The organism is Aquimarina sp. EL_43 (assembly GCF_943422735.1).
Classification (GTDB): domain Bacteria; phylum Bacteroidota; class Bacteroidia; order Flavobacteriales; family Flavobacteriaceae; genus Aquimarina; species Aquimarina megaterium.
The window spans coordinates 4831876-4850291 of record NZ_CALSBR010000001.1 but is presented as its reverse complement, the minus strand read 5'-3'; the positions used below and the strand labels follow the sequence as shown (position 1 = coordinate 4850291).

The following is an 18416-nucleotide window of genomic DNA, read 5'->3' as shown; positions in this document are numbered from 1 at the left end:
AAGATTATGAAATTGAGAATATACATTACATGTATAGCTTGTATACTGGCTAACATAACCTTTGCCCAAAAAAAGGAATTATCAAATAGCGATTCTGCTAAAGCCCTAATAGAAAAAATGGTTGCTAGAACAGGAAATTATGAACTACTTAAAAAGCTAAAAGATGTTGAGTTTACCTATGATTTTTATAGCCCAAAGACTAAGAAAAGTGATATTTCTGTAGAGCGTTATATTTTTAATGGAGAAGTGTCTTGGGGACAATATAAAACACATAACGTATTTGTACTTCCTAAAAAGAAAGGAATAGTTACCCAATATTACGAAAGTACAGGTAATTCGTGGATAACTATTGAAAACACTAAGATAACAGATACACGAACATTACGAAGTTCTGATTTTTTGCGTAAAGCTAATTATTACTGGTTTACTATGATGCCTAAGTTATTAGATAAAGGTATTTTGTATACGCAGCTTCCTGATAGAGTATATAACAAGGTAAATTACAGCATAGTAAAAATAGGTTTTGAAAAAGGAGTAGGGGATGTTCAGGATGATTTTATACTGTATATTAATCCAACTACTCTTCTTGTAGATAGATTTTTGTTTACTGTAAAAGGAAGTGCATTAGGGATATCTCTTATGGAAATAGAATATGAAACCGTTAATGGATATACTTTTATGGCAAAGCGAAAAGTAATTCCAGCAGATTGGGATGGTAATATTAAAGGTAAAGTATTGTATGAACAAACCACTACAAATGTCAAGTTTAATAACGGATTTAAAAGAGAATTACTAGCAAAATAAAAACCACATGTTGGTAAGGAACACAATGCAGTGTAACGGTAATACCATATCGACTGTATATGGTAATGAATTAGCCAATTCTACCTGTAAAAGTCTATCATTTTGGTGATGGGCTTTTATATTATGATCGTTTGTAACATAATTCCTAAAGTTTAATTAATGTGATTGATTACCGTATTAAAAAACATTAAATTTAGAGTTAAATTCTATTCAAAAAATATTCTTAAAACCTAAAATTCTGAATTATGAAAAAAGCACTTTTAAATGTAACAGGAGCTAAAGAGTTATCTAAAGATAAGCAAAAAAGTATCGACGGAAGCGCAGGTCCAAGCCGCCCTTGTGGTGGAGATGGTTCATTTATATATGTAGATGGTGTTAAGGTATGTTGTTATTTGCCTTGGAGCGGTCAATATATATGCTAACATTTCTTTTAATAATATTAAAATTCTAATTGAATTTATTTTTAGAATATTCAAGAGATCATCTTTATAGATGGTCTCTTTTTTGCTTATCTGATTACTACATAAGGTATTCAAAACATAATTTAGTCTGACGGAATTATCATTTCGACAGTTTTTACAATGATTTTGGTAGTACTTCGCACTGTAATTCTAAAAATCATGTTATGTTTAAAAAATATCCAATTCTTAAATGGATTCTAATTGTCTTTGGCAGTATAATCGTCTTTCTTTTTATTTTCGGTTGGTGGTTTATGAGTTTATTACCTATAGAAGAAATGGGTACCGATTTGTCTACTACACAAACAATTGATTTACCATATTTATCTGAAGACATCCAACCCTCACGAGGAAAAATCCTGGCTATAGTGACAAGCACAGCTACTATGGGGAGCACCGATAAAAGTACGGGTTATGAACTAACCGAATTGTCACGTGCCTATTACGTTTTTCAAGCGAATGGTTTTGAAGTCGATATTGCCAGCCCGTTGGGAGGAGAACCACCAGTTGTGATTGATGATGATGATATGGGGAAATATGATTTTGCATTTTTAAACGATAGCATTGCTCAACATAAAGTAAAACATACCATTCCGGTAAAAAATATTAACCCAGATGTGTATGAAGCTGTATTTTTTGCAGGAGGAAAAGGGGCAATGTTTGATTTCCCACAAAATAAGGACATTCAAAATATTGTACGCCATTTATATCAATCAAATAAGGTGGTTGGCGCAGTATGTCATGGGCCGGCAGCTTTGGTAAATGTAACTCTCGATACCGGTCGCCCATTACTAGAAAACAAAAAAGTGAGTAGTTTTACTAATAATGAGGAATTACTACTTATTCCAGATGCCGAAGAAATATTTCCTTTTCTTTTACAAGATAAACTAGTAGCTCAGGGTGCACGTTTTAATGAGGGAGCCACGTATTTGGAACATATTAGCTATGATAAAAACTTGATAACAGGTCAAAATCCTTGGTCTACATGGATATTAGCAGAAACTATGATTTCGGCATTGGGATATACACCAAAGCATAGAGAAATAACAGCCGAAGAAAATGCTATGAAAGTCTTAATTGCATATGAAGAAGGAGGTACTCAGAAAGCCAAAGAATTAATTAAACAAATATCGACTGTAGAAAATAAACCTTTGGCCAGACAACTTATTGCTGTACATAGTGTTGTTGCAATTATGAAAGGTAGTATTGGACGGTTTTTTAACCTTGTTAGTTTAACATCATATGCAAAAGGAGAATCCAAAAACATATAGAGGTTTATAGCATAAGCAGTATTTATCTTAGATTTAAAGTACAAATCAATACTTGGTTTGTACTTTCTTTGAATTTTAAATATCCCTACATTTGGAAAAAATAATTCCATTGAGTTTTTTAGATATATTACTTGTAATTGTTAGTAGTGCAGGACTCTTGCATGGGGTATTATTTGCCTTCTACTTAAGTGTTTTTAAAAAGAAAAAGACATTGAGTAATCTTTTACTGGCATTCATTCTTGTATGTATGGCATTTAGAATAGGTAAATCGGTCATGTTAAATTTTGGTGATGGTCTGGAGCCTATATTTATTTTTGCGGGATTAGCATTTTTGTTACTAATCGGACCACTTTTAAGGTGGTATGTTTTTGGGATGACACGCCCTAATTTTAAATTACCCAAGTATTATATTTTAGAATTCGTTCCATTTGCTTTGATTTTTATCGCTAGTCTTTTTGTGACCAAAGAATGGTATGAAAACAGCAAGTTGGTTATTATCGTTTTTTCGAGTGGTCTTGTTTTTATATATCTACACTTCGCTTTTTATATAGTTTTATCCTGGAGAACCTTAAAACGCGCAAAGAGGCACTATAAGCAAGAGCAACAAACAAAATCTCGTAGCGCAATATTAAATTGGTTACACCTCTTAATTATTGGTTTTGTGGTCATCTGGGGATCTTATGTTCTAAACATATTAGATGAAACCGTACCGTATGTTGTAGGCCCAATATTATATTCGGTAATTATCTATTTTTTAAGCTATAAAGCATTCCAACTTAAAGTAACAGATCTGGATGGTGATGTGTTTAAAGCAAACAACAATAACCTCTTATTTGATGAGATTTCAAAATTGGTTATTGATACTAAATTATACCTCGAACCAGATGTATCTCTGGCAAAACTGAGTACCATGATAGGAAAAACCACACAACTAACATCATCGGTTATTAATCAATATGCTAAGCAAAATTTTAATGATTTTATAAACTATTATCGAATCCAAGAAGCAAAGAAACTACTTTCGAGTGCAGGAAGTGATAAATATACGATTTCATCAATTGCTTTTGATACAGGTTTTAGTAGTCTTTCCTCTTTTAATGGCGCATTTAAGAAATTTGAAGGCATGACTCCATCATCATATAGAAAAGGTAGAGTTTGATTTTTGAATGTTTAAAAGAGATTTGACTCAACTTCTTAAAAAAAGATAGTAACTATAGGAGAGTAGATGCATATGTGCAATGTAGATGCAATTTGTACAGTTCATATTTTTGATATATATTTGTACCTACAAATAATGTACATGTAATGAATATTTATTTTGAAGCTATTTTTGAGATTATAAGAACAGGACATTGGATTACAGATTCAATAACAAGAGAGCTAAAGGAGTTTGATATTTACGAACCTCAGTTTAATGTATTAAGGATATTACGAGGAGCCAAAGGCAAACCTATTTCTGTAAACACCATATTAGAAAATATGGTACAACGTTCTAGCAATGTTTCTCGTATTGTTGATAAACTAGAAATAAAAGGACTTGTTGAACGAACACTTTGTACCGAAGATAGGAGAAAAATGGATATTATAATTACTAATAAAGGTCTTGAACTATTGAAAAAATTAGACAAAAAGGTTCATGATTTTCACAAACCTATGATGAATAATCTTAATGCTGAAGAAGCAGATACATTAAAACAATTAATTAAAAAACTAAAAGGACAGTTACAATGAAAAAAATAGTAGCGATAGGTGGAAGCAATAGCAAAAAATCAATGAATAAAACATTGGCAAGATACGCAGCAAACCAAATTGAAAATTCTGAAATAATAGTAGCAGATCTAAATGATTTTGATTTACCAATATATGGTATTGATTTAGAAACAGAAAATGGAATACCAGAAGATGCAACTAAATTAGATAACCTTTTAGAATCTGCAGATGCATTGGTAATTTCTTTGGCAGAGCATAATGGATCATATACCACAGCATTTAAAAATGCTTTCGATTGGCTATCAAGAATAGACCAAAAGGTATGGAAGAATAAACCTATGTTATTAATGTCGACTTCTCCAGGAGGAAGAGGTGGATTGGGAGTTCTTCAAGGAGCGAAAATGACATTTCCACATTTAGGGGGAAATATTATTGCAGATTTTTCTTTACCATCTTTCTATGATAATTTTTCGGAAGAAGGATTAAAGAACGAGAAACTAAATACTGATTTAAACCAAAAAATTAAACTATTACAAAAAGCAATTTAAAAAGATAACAAAATTATATTTTGCTATTTTTTTAATAAAATATATGTACCTACAAATAATGTATATGTTATGAATAAGAAAATAAAATCTATACACGGATATAAAAACATAGATGGGCTAATCCCAGGAGTGAAGGGGCAGAGAGCTTTTCCAAGTAGTGAATTTAGAACCTCAGACTAAAGGTTTTCTTTAAAAATGTCCTATAATTCTAATCAATCAATTTGAGTTAATACTCACAAATATGTATAGATTCTAAGGGGATATACTTAGATTGAAAACACGTATATATACTCTTACAATTAACTGAAAAAAGGCATAAATTCCAGTAGTATTTTTTATTAATCAATAAATATTATCAATATGAATACTTCTAATGAAAAGTTCGTTGTCTATTGGTTGGGGTATAAGTCTAACCCACCAACCCTTCAATCACTACCCGCAGGGATCGATATTATCAACTTGTTTCTGTTTAATCTAGAATCTACTACTTCAGGAACCAGTATAAACTATGACTACCTTACCTCTCGAGGTACTTCCTGGAGCGAAATCCAGACACAAGTTGCAGCAGTGAAAGCTAAAGGAGTAAAGGTTTGCGCCTCTATAATCCCTCCAAATGCTACTCTTATCTGGAATACCATTCCTGATCCAGATACTTTTGCATTAAATCTATATAATTTGATCGTATCATGGGGTTTTGACGGAATTGACATCGATCCTGAACAAGGAGGAGGTGTAATACCCAATCAGAACTTTGTTGACGTTATGGTTGCCTTGGGAAAATATTTTGGCCCTAAGTCCAATACAGGATTGATATTGAGCTATGTTGGTTACCAGATATACAGCGATAAGATTGTATTGAAACCAACTGTGGGTATATTCGATTATGTGATGACCATGGGGTATTTTTGGGATTATAACACGATGATTACTCAATTTGGATATTATGCTGATATTGTAGGAAATGAAAATGTTTTGATTGGAATTGGAGGTGATCCTTGGCAAACACCACTTTCTGAAACCAAACAACTAGCAGCTTGGGAACCAACCAACGGTAACAAGGGGGGGATGATGGAGTTCAACATTAATGACGACACCAATTTTGATGCAGCCAATACGATCATTAATAGCATGGCATCGGTTGAAATGAAGTAGTCGGAGCTATAATGTATGCAGAATGTGATTTTCTTGTTTGATTTTTAGATGATTATGAAAATTAACATACATAAAATTTCTTTATCAAAATAATCCCTGAACTACACTTCAGGGATTATTAATTGTTTTTTATCATTATTAGAACAAGACCCGCTTTACAATTTTGATGATTGTATCGAATCTAATTTTGTTGTAACAATTTCAGATATTTTTCCTAACATCTCACTGTTTTTATACAATTCGCCATACGTGCTTACAGTTTCAATATAATCTTTGGTTTTTTTATACATTTTATTTCTGTTATACACCATTGCTACATATTCAGCATAGTAAAAATCATTTTTGGCATTAGCTCCATATTGTATTGCTTTTTCGAGATACTTTAGTGCTTTTTTATAGTCTTTCTTTGCATAATACATAACGGACATAAACTCATAGCCTTTGGGTAGATTTGGTATTAATTCTGTACTCTTTTTGTAGCATTCTAAGGCCTTGTCAAATTCACTATTGTAATAATATGCCATACCTAAAGACCAAACAGCCGCAGCGCTGTCTGGATACATATCCACTACTTTTTGAAAGTATTCTTGAGCTTTAGAATAGTCTTCTTTTACCAATAGATAATACTCTGCCTGCATAATATCTCGCTCTGATTTTAATGTTGTTGCTTTAGAGAGTTCAAATGCTTTAGTTACTTTTTCTTTATATTTTTCTGGGTCTTGTTCATAAAACCCTCCCATTAGAAAACCACTAGGATAATTGGGATCTAATTTCATAATCTTTGCCGCTTTCTCTTCAAACTCTTCTTTATCTCCGTAAAAATAGAAGTTCTTCGACAAATCATTAAAGAGTTGATGTACCTCTGATACTTTTGAGTCTACAGGCAGGGTAAACCCATGAGTATTTAAATTAGAAGGAGCGTACTTTTTGACAAAATCGTCCTCGATTTCACGTTCTGTTTTCTGGGATTGGCAAGATGAAAAACTTACTATAACTAAAAAAATACTTAGATGTTTAAACATGTTCATATCTACATTTTTGAATTAATTTATGGTAAAATTATGCTTGATATGAATACTATTCTTAAAAAGTAGATGATGTTAGATTAACCAGTGATAAAAGCTATAAAAGTGTCTAAGTATGTGATAATAAAGAGAAGACTTTGTTAGAGTAACTAGATCCGATTGGGATTTCTATAGTATCTATTTCTATATCTTTTTGTGTATATGCAGTAATTTTGTCGATAGCAACAATATAAGAACGGTGGGTACGTAGAAATAGAGATGAAGGGAGTTGAGTTTCTATTTTACCAATATTACTTTTAACTACCAATTTTTGGTGAATAGTATGGATTTTTACATAATCTTTTAGGCTTTCAATATATAGAACTTCATCAAATATGATCTTAATGTGTTTTTTGTTTACGTTTACATAAAAAAATGTATCGCTTTTTTCGACAATAGCCAAAGGAGAAGATTGTACTCTTTCATAATAGCGATCAATAGCTTTTACAAACCGATCAAAAGAAATAGGTTTTAATAAATAGTCTATAATATCCAAATCATATCCTTCTATTGCATATTCTCTGTAGGCTGTGGTAATAATCACTTTAGGGGGGTGTTGTAATGTTTTTAGAAAATCTAAACCTTTTAAAACGGGCATTTCAATATCTAAAAATAACAAATCAATTTCTTCCTTTTTGATGACCTCAAAAGCTTCTACAGCACTATAGCAACTGGTAACAATTTCTAGATCATCAAGCATTTTTATATGATTTTTCAGCAAATCAATTGCAGGAGATTCGTCATCAACAAGTAAACATCGTACCATATTAATTTGTTTTTAAAGTCAGTTTTAAGCTAAAGAACGTATCAGATTCATCAATCTCAAATTTATGTTTTTCGGGATAGATTAAATCTAATTGCCGTTGAATATTAACAAGACCAATTCCGCTTTTATATTCTTCTGTTTTATGATTGTATTCGGTTTCTGGTTTTGTGTTCCAAACACCAAACTCTATATATCCGTCAAATTGTTCAAGTGTAATTTTTATTTCTGGTTTTTTAATATTTCCTCTAACCCCGTGTTTAAAAGCATTTTCGACAATAGATAGCAATAATAGTGGGGTTATTGGTTGTTCATTTTTAAAGTGATTTTTTTCAAAAATAACATGTAATCTTTTACCATATTTAATTCGTTCTAATGCTACATAATTTTCTATAGTATGAATCTCTTCGACCAAAGGAACTGATGTTTGCTGACTTCTATATAAAATATAATCTAAAATTTCTGAAAGTTGCAATACCATATCTGGTGCTTTAGGAGATTTGGTAATCACATAAGAATATAAATTGTTTAGTGTATTGAATAAAAAATGAGGATTTAACTGCGCTTTTAAGTATTTAAGCTCTGTAGCTATTTTTTCTTTTTCTAATTGATACACTTTTTGTTTTTCTAACTCTTGCTCTTTATTGGTTTTGTAGAAATACATGATCAAGGCAGGAAAATGGAATGACAACATATAAAATGGAAAATCGTCTAAACTAATTAGTGGATAAGGACCATCTGCGCAATATTTGTCCAGATGATAATATCCCATTATACGAAATAGTAGAACTAATATGATAATCATAAAAATCATAGATAACCCAAAAGCAACGTATTTTTTATATTTTAAATAGCGTGGTATTTGCCAATAGTTGAAAGTATAGGCAGCTATCATCAATATTGGGAGTTTAAACAAAGTTGTTTCTATAGATTGTTCAAACAATTCTGGATGACTAGAAGAAAAAATGTAGAAAAGAAAAATTCCCACCCAAAATATAATATGACTAAGGATTCTTTTTTTGTTAAAAATCATAACTGGGAAGATAATCAAATTATCATTTTCTTATTAAAAAAAAGAGCTGTTTAGGAGCTATCTGTATATAAAAGAAGGGTAACTGTAGATAAACTCGAGAAGTAGAGTTTTCTAAATAGACGAAATCTTATAAAACGTCTATTAAAATTTTAAGTTTATCTATATAATTTTAAAACACAAATCGCTTGATTCATTTTTGTGGTATAGAAATTTGAAGCTAATGCTTCTTAATACGATAAAAAAAATGAAGAAACGCGATGTATTTATTTTATTTTTCCTTTTTACCATTATAACTTGTTATTCTCAAAAGAATATTGAAAAATTAACAACAAAAGAAATTAAGGAAACTATCGATGCAGTTGGAAAAGTAATAAAGGAAAAATATGTATTTCCAGAAATTGCCAATACAATAGTAGAATTGATTAATAGCAACTTAAAAAAAGATCATTATAAGAGTTTAAGTAATCCAAAAGAATTGGCAAAAATCCTTACCAAGGACATACAGTCAATAAACCATGATAAACATTTAAGAGTTTTTTATAATCCTGAAAGTCGAGGAAGAGAATCTACAGAAATGAGTGCTGAAGATCGTGAGAAGTTTCTTGAAAAAATGAGAGAAATGGAGAAGAGAGATAATTTTACGTTTAAAGAAGTTAAAATCCTCGATGGAAATATTGGATATATAAATTTTAGAGGTTTTCGTGATCCAGAATATGCAAGTGAAACCGTAATTGCTACAATGAATTTTTTGAGTAATACAGATGCTATAATTTTTGATTTAAGAAATAATGGAGGTGGGTATCCACAGATGGTTCAGTTGCTATCCAGCTATTTTTTTGATGGCGATCCTATTCATTTAAACACATTTTATAATAGAGTTGATGAAACCAATGAACAATTTTGGACCTTACCATATGTTCCGGGAAAAAGATTACCGGATGTACAGTTATATATACTAACCAGTAGTAGTACATTTTCTGCAGCTGAGGAATTTTCATATAACCTAAAACATTTAAAACGTGCGGTAATTATTGGTGAAACTTCTGGTGGAGGGGCACATCCTGGTGAATCGTTTCAGATATCAAAAAAATTCAAAGTTTGGACCTCTACAGGGCGAGCAATAAACCCGATTACAAATTCGAATTGGGAAGGAGTAGGGGTTATTCCGCATATAAAAACTTCTGAAAAAGATGCACTAATATCTGCTCATTTAAAAGCTCTAGATTCATTAAAAAGCGTTAATACAGATGCTTTTAGAAATGATTTTTATGATTGGCATATTGGTACCTTAAAAGCAGTCCAAACTCCAGTAAATGTTCCTTTATCTTCTTTAAAAAGTTATGTAGGTACGTATGCAAATCTAGCCATTAGTTTAGAAAACGGAGTGTTATATTATCAAAGTGGTACCGACTCAAAAGTTAAATTAACTCCGATTGATAATTCAACCTTTCAATACGGTGAACTTACCGATGTGAGGTTACTATTCTTAAGAAAAAATGATCAGGTCGAAGCATTAATGACAACGAATGTTTATGGTAGATCCGACACTTATACAAAAGATAAGAATTGAAGATGCATATAAAATGATTCAATAACAAACAATCATAAAAAAGGTCGATTACTACTTGTAATCGACCTTTTTTTGTATTGTGAAAGTATTTCGTTTTACTATTTCAATTTCACTCCAGAAAAAATTTCTGTTTCACTTGGCAATTCAAGTTTTTCTCTAATTGCTTGACCAGCTTGAAGACCTGCAACGATAGCTCCTTCATAATACCCTACATTAACGCCAAAATTGATCCAATCTCCAGTTAGGATAAGGTTATCAAAACCAGACTCATTAGCTTTAAGACGATATTTATTAGAACCAGGAAGTGATAGTGTGTATCTATCTGTTGGGTTTACATTAGCACGAAAAAACTGTGTTTTTAACCTACTATAATCGGTTTTGGCATTTTTCGAGAAATCATGAATTACATCTAATTTCATTCCTTCTGGATACTCCAGAGTAGTGGCATTCGGAAAAAACCAACCCATTTTATCTTTTAACCATTGTTCTGAAACCCGCATGATACGTTCTAATTGCTCGTGAGGATACCTATGATCTGAGTATGGAGGTATCACTTCTGGATCTAGAAACGATCCTGTATAATATATCAAAACCCCAGGTTCATCACTTTTCCAATCCTCATATGGCATCACCTGCGACATATCTATAAATGAATATTGAGGATCGGCATACGTAACCAGATTAGGTAATGACCCTTCAGGAAAGCCCCAATCGGGTAAATTCATACCTAGTTCTTTTAAGGTAGGTTTGATCCATAATTGCATAGACATGGTAGGGATACTTTTTACATGATTGTACATATTTTTCCATGCCTCATTATTATCAATAATCTCTTTACAGATGCCTTCATCACCACCCAAAACATCAATAGGGATACCCAAAATTACATCATCAAAATCTTTACCTTTTTCTAAAGATATTTTACCAACATTCTCCCAACCGCACCAGGCTTCTTCGAGATCATATTGCCCTTCTTTAAGTGCTTTGGCCTGTTGGTCATCTATTTGGTCATAAAGTGGCTCTCCGGGCCATACATCCAGATTTTTAAATTTATAAGTAGGAGTGTAAGTCCCATTTTTTAAGGTAACCTGTTCGGCCATAGATATCTTTTCTATTTCTCTAGAATCAGAATAATGTACCTGTTCTACTTTATGAAAGAATTTGAATTTCACACCTCTGTTTTTAAGGACTAAATAAATTGGAGTAATCATAGTATCTGCAGTTCCTGCTTTGAATTTCCATACAAAAGATCCTTTATACCCTGCAGAATTTGTTAGAAAATGAAGCCCTACTCCAGCTGCCAAACTACCCTGGTGATTAGATCCAGTAAGGTTGTGAAAGGTTCCTGTATAAAGAAATCTTACCATAGCAGAACTCAACAATCGTTCACTTGCTCCATGGTTTTTAAGCCATTCTCGGTAATCTAAATCGTTAATACGATCATAATCCAACTCATGAGTCTCTGAGTTATATACATCTTCAAATGTTCCCTTCATATTTACAAGTCCGAATTCTACAAATACGGCTAACCAATAGAAATACTCGTTGTGATCGGCTATCGAATCAATAAGTTTAGCTACCCATTTAGAAAGTAAGTCGAATAGTTCTTTGATCATAGAATGATGCTCTTTTCGTTGTGCATGATCGTGATCCTCACTGGTCAGGTTCTCAACTAATTCTGATATATAATTCAATAGTTTTTCACCTTCATGCTTAAAGAGTTTATCCTTTACAAACGCTTCAAATTTAGACTTAAAACTTGCCCAAAGCGGATGGTGCTCAGGTGGTTTGATTTCTTTAGCAGATTCAGAAGCCATGCTTACTAGACTATTCTTATTTGGATCGGTACCAAACAAAATTTCGGAGACTAGACCTACTGCTTTATGAATAATGGCCGAAAAAGGTAAAGGACCGCCCTGACCAGGTATATACTCATTAGATGGGAATATGATATTCTTTTTGATCCATTGATTTGTTTTAGGGTCAAAGTGAGTGAGTAGGGTAGTATCTTCCCGATCAAAAGCTTCTTCCCAGGATTTAAAGGGGCTATCGGGCATTAGATTATGTTGCTCACATTCTTTGTAAGAGTCTTGTATCAATCGAAAAGCATTTTCGTACCATCCTTGGGCAATATGAATACCATGCTCCTGAATCCTTTCGTTTGGACCTCTACCAGTAGCGGTTTTTCCTCCTAGTCTCCAACCCATTTGATAAATGGTGATATCATAATGATCTTGCCAGTTTTCGTAAGAGCTAAGTTCATAAGCGGCTGTTAGTGATGACATACCACTACCTAGTATGGCTATTTTCTTTTTGTTTTCTGAGTTTTGCATTGGTTTATTAATTTTAAAGAGTATGGATTTTCTTAGTTATTAATTTTGTATTGAAATGTGCTGAACTAAATTCACTCTCACTAATCGGATAGAGCGGTTTATTATTTTTGATGTATTCTAATACTATTGGAGATTTGTTCCATTTGGCGGCTTCGGTATATAACTCATCTAAATGTGGTATGATAAAAAGCTTGTCGAAAATATCTTCAATCAATCCATTTAGATTATGTGCCCGATGCGTAACATACTCAATATCTTTTTTAGATAATGGATAATGACTTGGATAAAAGGCTTCAATATCTGTTAGGATAGAAACTGCAGCTCCTCGCGGATTGCTAAATATTTCACCTAAAATTCCAAAACTCACACCTTCAACCATTGACTGAGCATACAATACACGATAAAGCACGATATTCATAAAATATTGCTCATAAATATTTTCTTTAAACGCTAACGAATCGGCTACTTGATACCCGGCAATGATACTAGAGTTATGAGCATGATACCAGGAACATTCATCGGGTGTATGAATATACTGCAACCAAAAATTAACAGGCACAGGTAGATCCGGAAACGTCTCACCAGATTCATAGATCAATTGGGCAAGTGTCCCTAAATATAAAAAATGACTGTTTACTGATCTCCACCACAGACTACCAGGATGTTGTGCATTTATAGAATTAAGAGTTCCTCTTTTTATTTCCCAATCCATAAACGCTAATTCAGAATTTCCCAGTCCTTCTTTTCCTTTAATGAAAGGTTCTCCGTATTTTTGATAGAATTCGTAACGTAATTTATAGCGATTCTGCGGAGTTTCGGAGGCATGAAGTACAATTCCTTTGGCTTTTTTCTTAAGTATTTCGAGTTTGTTCATATATTAGTAAAAAGGTTTATAAACTTACAAGTAAAATTATTATATACAATAGATATTTTAGGAAATTCAAGTAGTATGATATATTAAATTTCCTTGTTGAGCAAAAAATGATTTCTCAAACTATTAAACATTAAGAATGACAGCATATTTTAAATACTATTTGGGGTTTTTATCGATTATATTATTGTTTCCTCTTAATGTATTTAGTCAAACTACTATCCTTCTTGATGATTCAACAGAATTACATGATATTGGAAAACAAACGCAATATTTGGAGGATACTTCGCTTAGACTATCTATTGAAGAAACAAGAAATAACAACCTTGAAACCAAGTTTAAAGCGTATACTCAAGAAACCATAAATTTCTCTAGTACAGCTTCCGCTTACTGGCTGAAATTTAAAATTACTAAGGTCATACCGGGCGATTTTTATCTGAATGTTGGCTCGGCGTTCATAGATTCGATATCACTTTATGAATTTAATGAGGCAAATCAATTAATTTCTACCAGACACACTGGTGATGATTTACCTTTTAATACCAGGGAAATTGAAGTTGGTAATTATCTATTTGCTCTTGATTTTGATGTAAATAGTACGCGAACTTTTTACCTTAGGGTAAAGAGTGATCAACCTTTGTTTTTCCCGCTTCGAGTAGGAACACTTCCTAATTTTTTAGATTATGAACATGATTTAGACTTTTTGCAAGGGATCTATTTTGGGTTTATGCTCTTGATTTTTCTATATAATCTCTTTTTATATTTTTCGACCAGAGAGAGAATATACCTCTATTACATTGCTTATGTGTTTAGTATAACCTGGTTTATGGCTTCAATATTTGGCTACTTCTTCGAATACTTTTGGCCAAATACCCCTTTCATTAATCAAGTTGTAGTCGTTAGTTCTGGATTAACGATGATTACCGCTACTTTATTTACTCAAAAATTTTTAAACACCAAAGAATCCGGTTCTACTATGCACAAGGGATCTATGGTATTTCTTGTTATTGGTATTTTGGTATGTGCTCTTGTGTTACTGGGCTTTAAAATAGAAGGTCTGAAATTATCACAGGGAGGTCTGTTAATCATGGCATCATACTTTCTTATCTTAGGTATTCGATTTAAATTAAAGGGATATCGCCCAGCCAAATATTATTTATTAGCCTGGGGAGCCCTTATCATTGGTATATGTTTTGCAATTCTCGAGTCTTTAAATCTCACTTTTGTGATGACGTATTTAAATGCAATGCAGATTGGTTCGGCTCTGGAAGTTTTACTGCTTTCATTTGCGTTGGGTGATCGAATTAATATGTACAAAAAACAAAAAGAAGATGCACAATTAGAAGCGCTGTTGGCAGCCAAAGAAAATGAAAGACTAATTCAGGAGCAAAATATAATACTTGAAAAGAAGGTCAAGGAACGAACGGCAGAAGTCGCTATTCGAAATGAAGAACTAGTTAACCTGAACAAGGAAAAGGATATGTTGGTTAATATAGTTGCTCATGATCTTAGAACTCCGCTGAGCCATATACGATTATTAATACAATTAATTGATGTTACCTCTTTAGATTTGACTAAAGATCAGGTGTCCTATTTAACCGAAATTGACAACTCAGCTGATCGCCTCTCGCAGATGATTGGCCGTATCTTAAATATACATGCATTAGAAACAAATCGGGTTAAATTAAAGAATCAAATTATTGATTTGTTAGAATTGGTGAAGTATGTGGTAAGATGTTTTCGTCTTACCGCCGAGGATAAAGAGATTAAAATAATTACTACATCACAACCAGGAAATCACTTTGTAGAAGTGGATAAAAACTATATGATCCAGGTCCTAGAAAATCTGGTTTCTAATGCCATCAAGTTTTCTGAAAGAGGAAGTGAAGTTATATTACATGTAAAATCCCATGATGCTAGAACATATGTTGTGGTAGAAGACCAAGGACCAGGTATTAGTAAAGAGGATCAAAAGAAACTATTCGGGAGATTTCAGAAACTTAGCGCACAACCCACAGAAGGAGAGGCATCTATTGGATTAGGGTTATCTATCGTTAAAAAATATATCGAATCGATGGATGGCGAAATTCACTGTGAAAGTGAATTAGGTGTCGGAACCAAATTTATCATTTCTTTTGATTCTAAAGATCATTTGGAAAAAGTTGAAAGTTAATATTCTTTAAAAACTTCTAACGAAATTGATAATTCATACTTCTCTAAAACAATAATGATTTTGTGAGCTGAATACTTTTTTAGTAATATAATATTTATTGAATAAAATGATTGATAGGTAAAGTAGGAAAATTTGTTTGAAGTAATAATTTTTGCGTCTTTTTTGATTCTTTACGTCTATAAATAAATCAAAGATTTATTTTTACTACTATGAGTAATGAGATTATACACGTTTGGAATGATATGAATGATCGATTAACCAATTTTGTTAATGGAAAAGTTAATGATTCCGAAATAACCAAAGATATCGTTCAAGATGTGTTTCTAAAAGCGTTTACAAAATTTAATACCCTAAAAAACAAAGAAAAACTTGTGTCTTGGATATATCAAATCACACGCAATGAAATCATTTCACATTTTAGAAAAATTAAATACAATAGAACTACCAAAGATATTGAAGTATCGGAGACATCAAATGAAAACCTTACTTCAGAACTTATTGATTGCCTAAGTCCGTTTATAAATTCACTTCCAGAAAAATATAAACAAGCCGTTATTTTGGCTGATATTGAAAATGTACCTCAAAAAGAAATAGCTGAACGATTAAATATTTCATATTCAGGGGCAAAATCACGTATACAACGGGGCAGAGAAATGCTCAAAGCTACCTACGAGCAATGTTGTTTAATATCTACTGATGTCTATGGAGGTGTTATAGACTATAAAACCAAAAGTTGTAATAAAACTTGCGAATAAAATTTCTTGCGTCTTTTTTTTGATGTGACGTCTATAGAGTGAAAATAAATTAAAAACACTTTAAAATAGATATAGTATGTCACAAGAAATTAAAGAACATGTAAAAGATGCATATACAAGAGTAGCTAATTCTGGTGCAGGCTGTGGTTGCGGACCAACAGCTTGTGGCTCACCGGCGCAAGACTGGACACTTAGTGAGAGTTACGAATCGATAGATGGTTATGAAGCAGAAGCAGATTATGCATTGGGTTGTGGAATCCCTACACAACATGCTAAAATCAAAAAAGGAGATACAGTTCTCGATTTAGGTTCTGGAGCAGGAAATGATGTGTTTGTTGCCAGCCGTATTGTTGGAGATACTGGTCATGTAATTGGTGTGGATATGACCGAAGCTATGATTGAAAAAGCCAATGAAAATAAACAGAAATTGGATTATGATAATGTGGATTTTGTATTAGGTGAAATAGAAGATCTCCCACTGAAAGATAATTCTATTGATGTTTCTGTTAGCAACTGTGTATTAAACTTGGTTCCAGATAAAGAGAAAGCTTATCAAGAGGTATATCGTGTTTTAAAACCAGGAGGGCACTTTAGTATGTCAGACATTGTCTTACGAGGTAGTTTGCCAAAGGGTATTATGGAAGCAGCCGAAATGTATGCGGGTTGTATTTCTGGAGCATTACAACAAGAAGAATATATTAATGCTATAAAAAATGCTGGTTTTAAAAACATTACCATTACAAAAGAAAGAGAAATTGAAATGCCAGATGATGTGCTACTACAATATGTATGCTGCCCCGAAGAATTAGAGAAGTTTAAGGCAAGTGATAACGCAGTTATTAGCCTAGGGGTTTATGCAGAAAAGTAATTTTGATAGAATGAATTAACAACAAAAATTGCCTCATATGTTAATGAGGTAATTTTTTTGCATCTTTTTTAGACTTACACGTCTATAGAAGGAAAGAATCAAAAAATATAATTTTATATTATGAATATTTTAAAACAGAATTTAAGCATCATTTTAGTATTCGGTATTTCTTTAGGTTTATATAGTCAAAATACTATTTTTCCCAAAATTCACGACATAGAACCTATAAGTAATCATTATAAAGAGTTAAAGAAATTAAGCTCAGAAAAACGAACAGCTTATACGGCTATGGATGCTATAGTTTATCCACCAGAAAAATACCTGTCATTTACAATAGAATACGCCTTAAATAAACCTTATTATCTAAGTTCTGATCAGGTTGATTTTATAACAAACTCAGTAAGTTTTCCAGCCAATAGTTCAGAACAAACAAGAGCTGAACTTGATTTTTTACTCGATTTACAAGCGAAAAGAACAAATGAAGAGATAGATCGTGTATTGCAACTTGCAAGAATTGGGTATTGGCCACATAAAAACTACACAAATACTCATAAGGATTATGAACGTAATTTACAGGACTTGTTTTTTATGGTAAGAGAGGTTACTAAAGAAAAACATGATATAAAAAGTTTTCCGAAAACAGCAAAACTACTAAAAAGTGTTATGCAAGATACACGACTATTGGAGTTTGCGGTAAAATTTAATTTATTACGAGCAAGACCATATCATTTAGATTCTAATATAAAACCCTTACAAGAAATCCCTACGCCTTCTTTCGCAAGTGGTCACACACTATGGGCATATATACAAGCGTATACGTTAAGTGAACTAATACCAGAAAAAAGAGCTGAATTTATAGCTTTAGCCTATGAAATTGGTTTGTCTAGAGAAATCATGGGAGTTCATTTTCCAAGTGATGAAGAAGTCGCAAGACAAATAGCACATAGAATGTTACTTTTAATGTGGCATACAGATAAGTTTCAAAAAGATTTTGAAGCTGCAAAAAGAGAATGGAAGTAGTCAACAAAAAATAAATATAACAT

The 18416-nt window shown here is 32.3% G+C and carries 17 protein-coding genes; 12 read left to right on the top strand and 5 right to left on the bottom strand.

The features are described from left to right. Positions 1-6 precede the first annotated feature (6 nt). The 7 genes from NNL09_RS20850 to NNL09_RS20820 all read left to right on the top strand — a co-directional run bounded on the left by NNL09_RS20850 (position 7) and on the right by NNL09_RS20820 (position 5943). Positions 7-804, top strand: a complete 798-nt coding sequence (locus NNL09_RS20850) for a DUF6503 family protein (protein ID WP_196910039.1) — start codon at positions 7-9, stop codon at positions 802-804. 245 nt (positions 805-1049) lie between these two features. Next, positions 1050-1226: a hypothetical protein gene (locus NNL09_RS20845; protein ID WP_196910040.1), complete on the top strand. Its 177-nt coding sequence runs from the start codon at positions 1050-1052 to the stop codon at positions 1224-1226. A 203-nt stretch (positions 1227-1429) separates the two neighbouring features. Then, on the top strand, positions 1430-2533 hold the full coding sequence (locus tag NNL09_RS20840; protein WP_196910041.1) for a type 1 glutamine amidotransferase domain-containing protein: 1104 nt from the start codon (positions 1430-1432) through the stop codon (positions 2531-2533). 91 nt (positions 2534-2624) lie between these two features. Further along, the gene (locus NNL09_RS20835) at positions 2625-3692 is read left to right on the top strand and encodes a helix-turn-helix domain-containing protein (protein ID WP_196910042.1); all 1068 of its coding nucleotides are present in this window, start codon (positions 2625-2627) and stop codon (positions 3690-3692) included. A 146-nt stretch (positions 3693-3838) separates the two neighbouring features. Beyond that, positions 3839-4264, top strand: coding sequence for a MarR family winged helix-turn-helix transcriptional regulator (locus tag NNL09_RS20830; protein WP_196910043.1), 426 nt, complete (start codon positions 3839-3841; stop codon positions 4262-4264). Further along, a complete protein-coding gene (locus NNL09_RS20825) occupies positions 4261-4791 on the top strand; it encodes an NADPH-dependent FMN reductase (protein WP_025665668.1) in 531 nt (176 codons plus the stop codon). The genes NNL09_RS20830 and NNL09_RS20825 overlap by 4 nt, the downstream gene beginning before the upstream one ends. Before the next feature lie 360 nt (positions 4792-5151). Then, the gene (locus NNL09_RS20820; protein ID WP_196910044.1) at positions 5152-5943 is read left to right on the top strand and encodes a glycosyl hydrolase family 18 protein; all 792 of its coding nucleotides are present in this window, start codon (positions 5152-5154) and stop codon (positions 5941-5943) included. A gap of 155 nt (positions 5944-6098) precedes the next feature. Here NNL09_RS20820 and NNL09_RS20815 read toward each other — a convergent pair whose 3' ends face one another. The 3 genes from NNL09_RS20815 to NNL09_RS20805 all read right to left on the bottom strand — a co-directional run bounded on the left by NNL09_RS20815 (position 6099) and on the right by NNL09_RS20805 (position 8803). Then, complete coding sequence (locus NNL09_RS20815) at positions 6099-6971, bottom strand: M48 family metallopeptidase (protein WP_196910045.1); 873 nt, start codon at positions 6969-6971, stop codon at positions 6099-6101. Between the two features lie 106 nt (positions 6972-7077). Continuing rightward, a complete protein-coding gene (locus NNL09_RS20810) occupies positions 7078-7773 on the bottom strand; it encodes a LytTR family DNA-binding domain-containing protein (RefSeq protein ID WP_196910046.1) in 696 nt (231 codons plus the stop codon). 1 nt (position 7774) lies between these two features. After that, the gene (locus NNL09_RS20805; protein WP_196910047.1) at positions 7775-8803 is read right to left on the bottom strand and encodes a sensor histidine kinase; all 1029 of its coding nucleotides are present in this window, start codon (positions 8801-8803) and stop codon (positions 7775-7777) included. Positions 8804-9047: 244 nt separating this feature from the next. Between NNL09_RS20805 and NNL09_RS20800 the strand changes: the two genes are divergently transcribed. Continuing rightward, on the top strand, positions 9048-10373 hold the full coding sequence (locus NNL09_RS20800) for a S41 family peptidase (protein ID WP_196910048.1): 1326 nt from the start codon (positions 9048-9050) through the stop codon (positions 10371-10373). A 98-nt stretch (positions 10374-10471) separates the two neighbouring features. Here the strand turns inward: NNL09_RS20800 and NNL09_RS20795 are convergent, their stop codons facing one another. Both NNL09_RS20795 and NNL09_RS20790 read right to left on the bottom strand, forming a co-directional pair. After that, a complete protein-coding gene (locus NNL09_RS20795) occupies positions 10472-12706 on the bottom strand; it encodes an FAD/NAD(P)-binding protein (protein WP_196910049.1) in 2235 nt (744 codons plus the stop codon). 13 nt (positions 12707-12719) lie between these two features. Continuing rightward, positions 12720-13580 carry a hypothetical protein gene (locus NNL09_RS20790; RefSeq protein ID WP_196910050.1) on the bottom strand — a complete coding sequence of 287 codons (861 nt, stop codon included), beginning with the start codon at positions 13578-13580 and terminating at the stop codon, positions 12720-12722. Positions 13581-13716: 136 nt separating this feature from the next. On the opposite strand from NNL09_RS20790, the gene NNL09_RS20785 reads away from it, so the two are divergent. From NNL09_RS20785 to NNL09_RS20770, 4 genes are all read left to right on the top strand, one after another. Continuing rightward, entirely contained in the window at positions 13717-15750 is a 2034-nt protein-coding gene (locus NNL09_RS20785; protein WP_025665676.1) for a sensor histidine kinase, read from the top strand. Positions 15751-15959: 209 nt separating this feature from the next. Next, positions 15960-16505, top strand: coding sequence for an RNA polymerase sigma factor SigZ (gene sigZ / locus NNL09_RS20780; protein WP_196910051.1), 546 nt, complete (start codon positions 15960-15962; stop codon positions 16503-16505). A gap of 76 nt (positions 16506-16581) precedes the next feature. Continuing rightward, complete coding sequence (gene arsM / locus NNL09_RS20775) at positions 16582-17373, top strand: arsenite methyltransferase (protein ID WP_196910052.1); 792 nt, start codon at positions 16582-16584, stop codon at positions 17371-17373. Between the two features lie 120 nt (positions 17374-17493). Continuing rightward, complete coding sequence (locus NNL09_RS20770) at positions 17494-18393, top strand: phosphatase PAP2 family protein (protein ID WP_196910053.1); 900 nt, start codon at positions 17494-17496, stop codon at positions 18391-18393. The last annotated feature ends 23 nt before the right edge of the window (positions 18394-18416 follow it).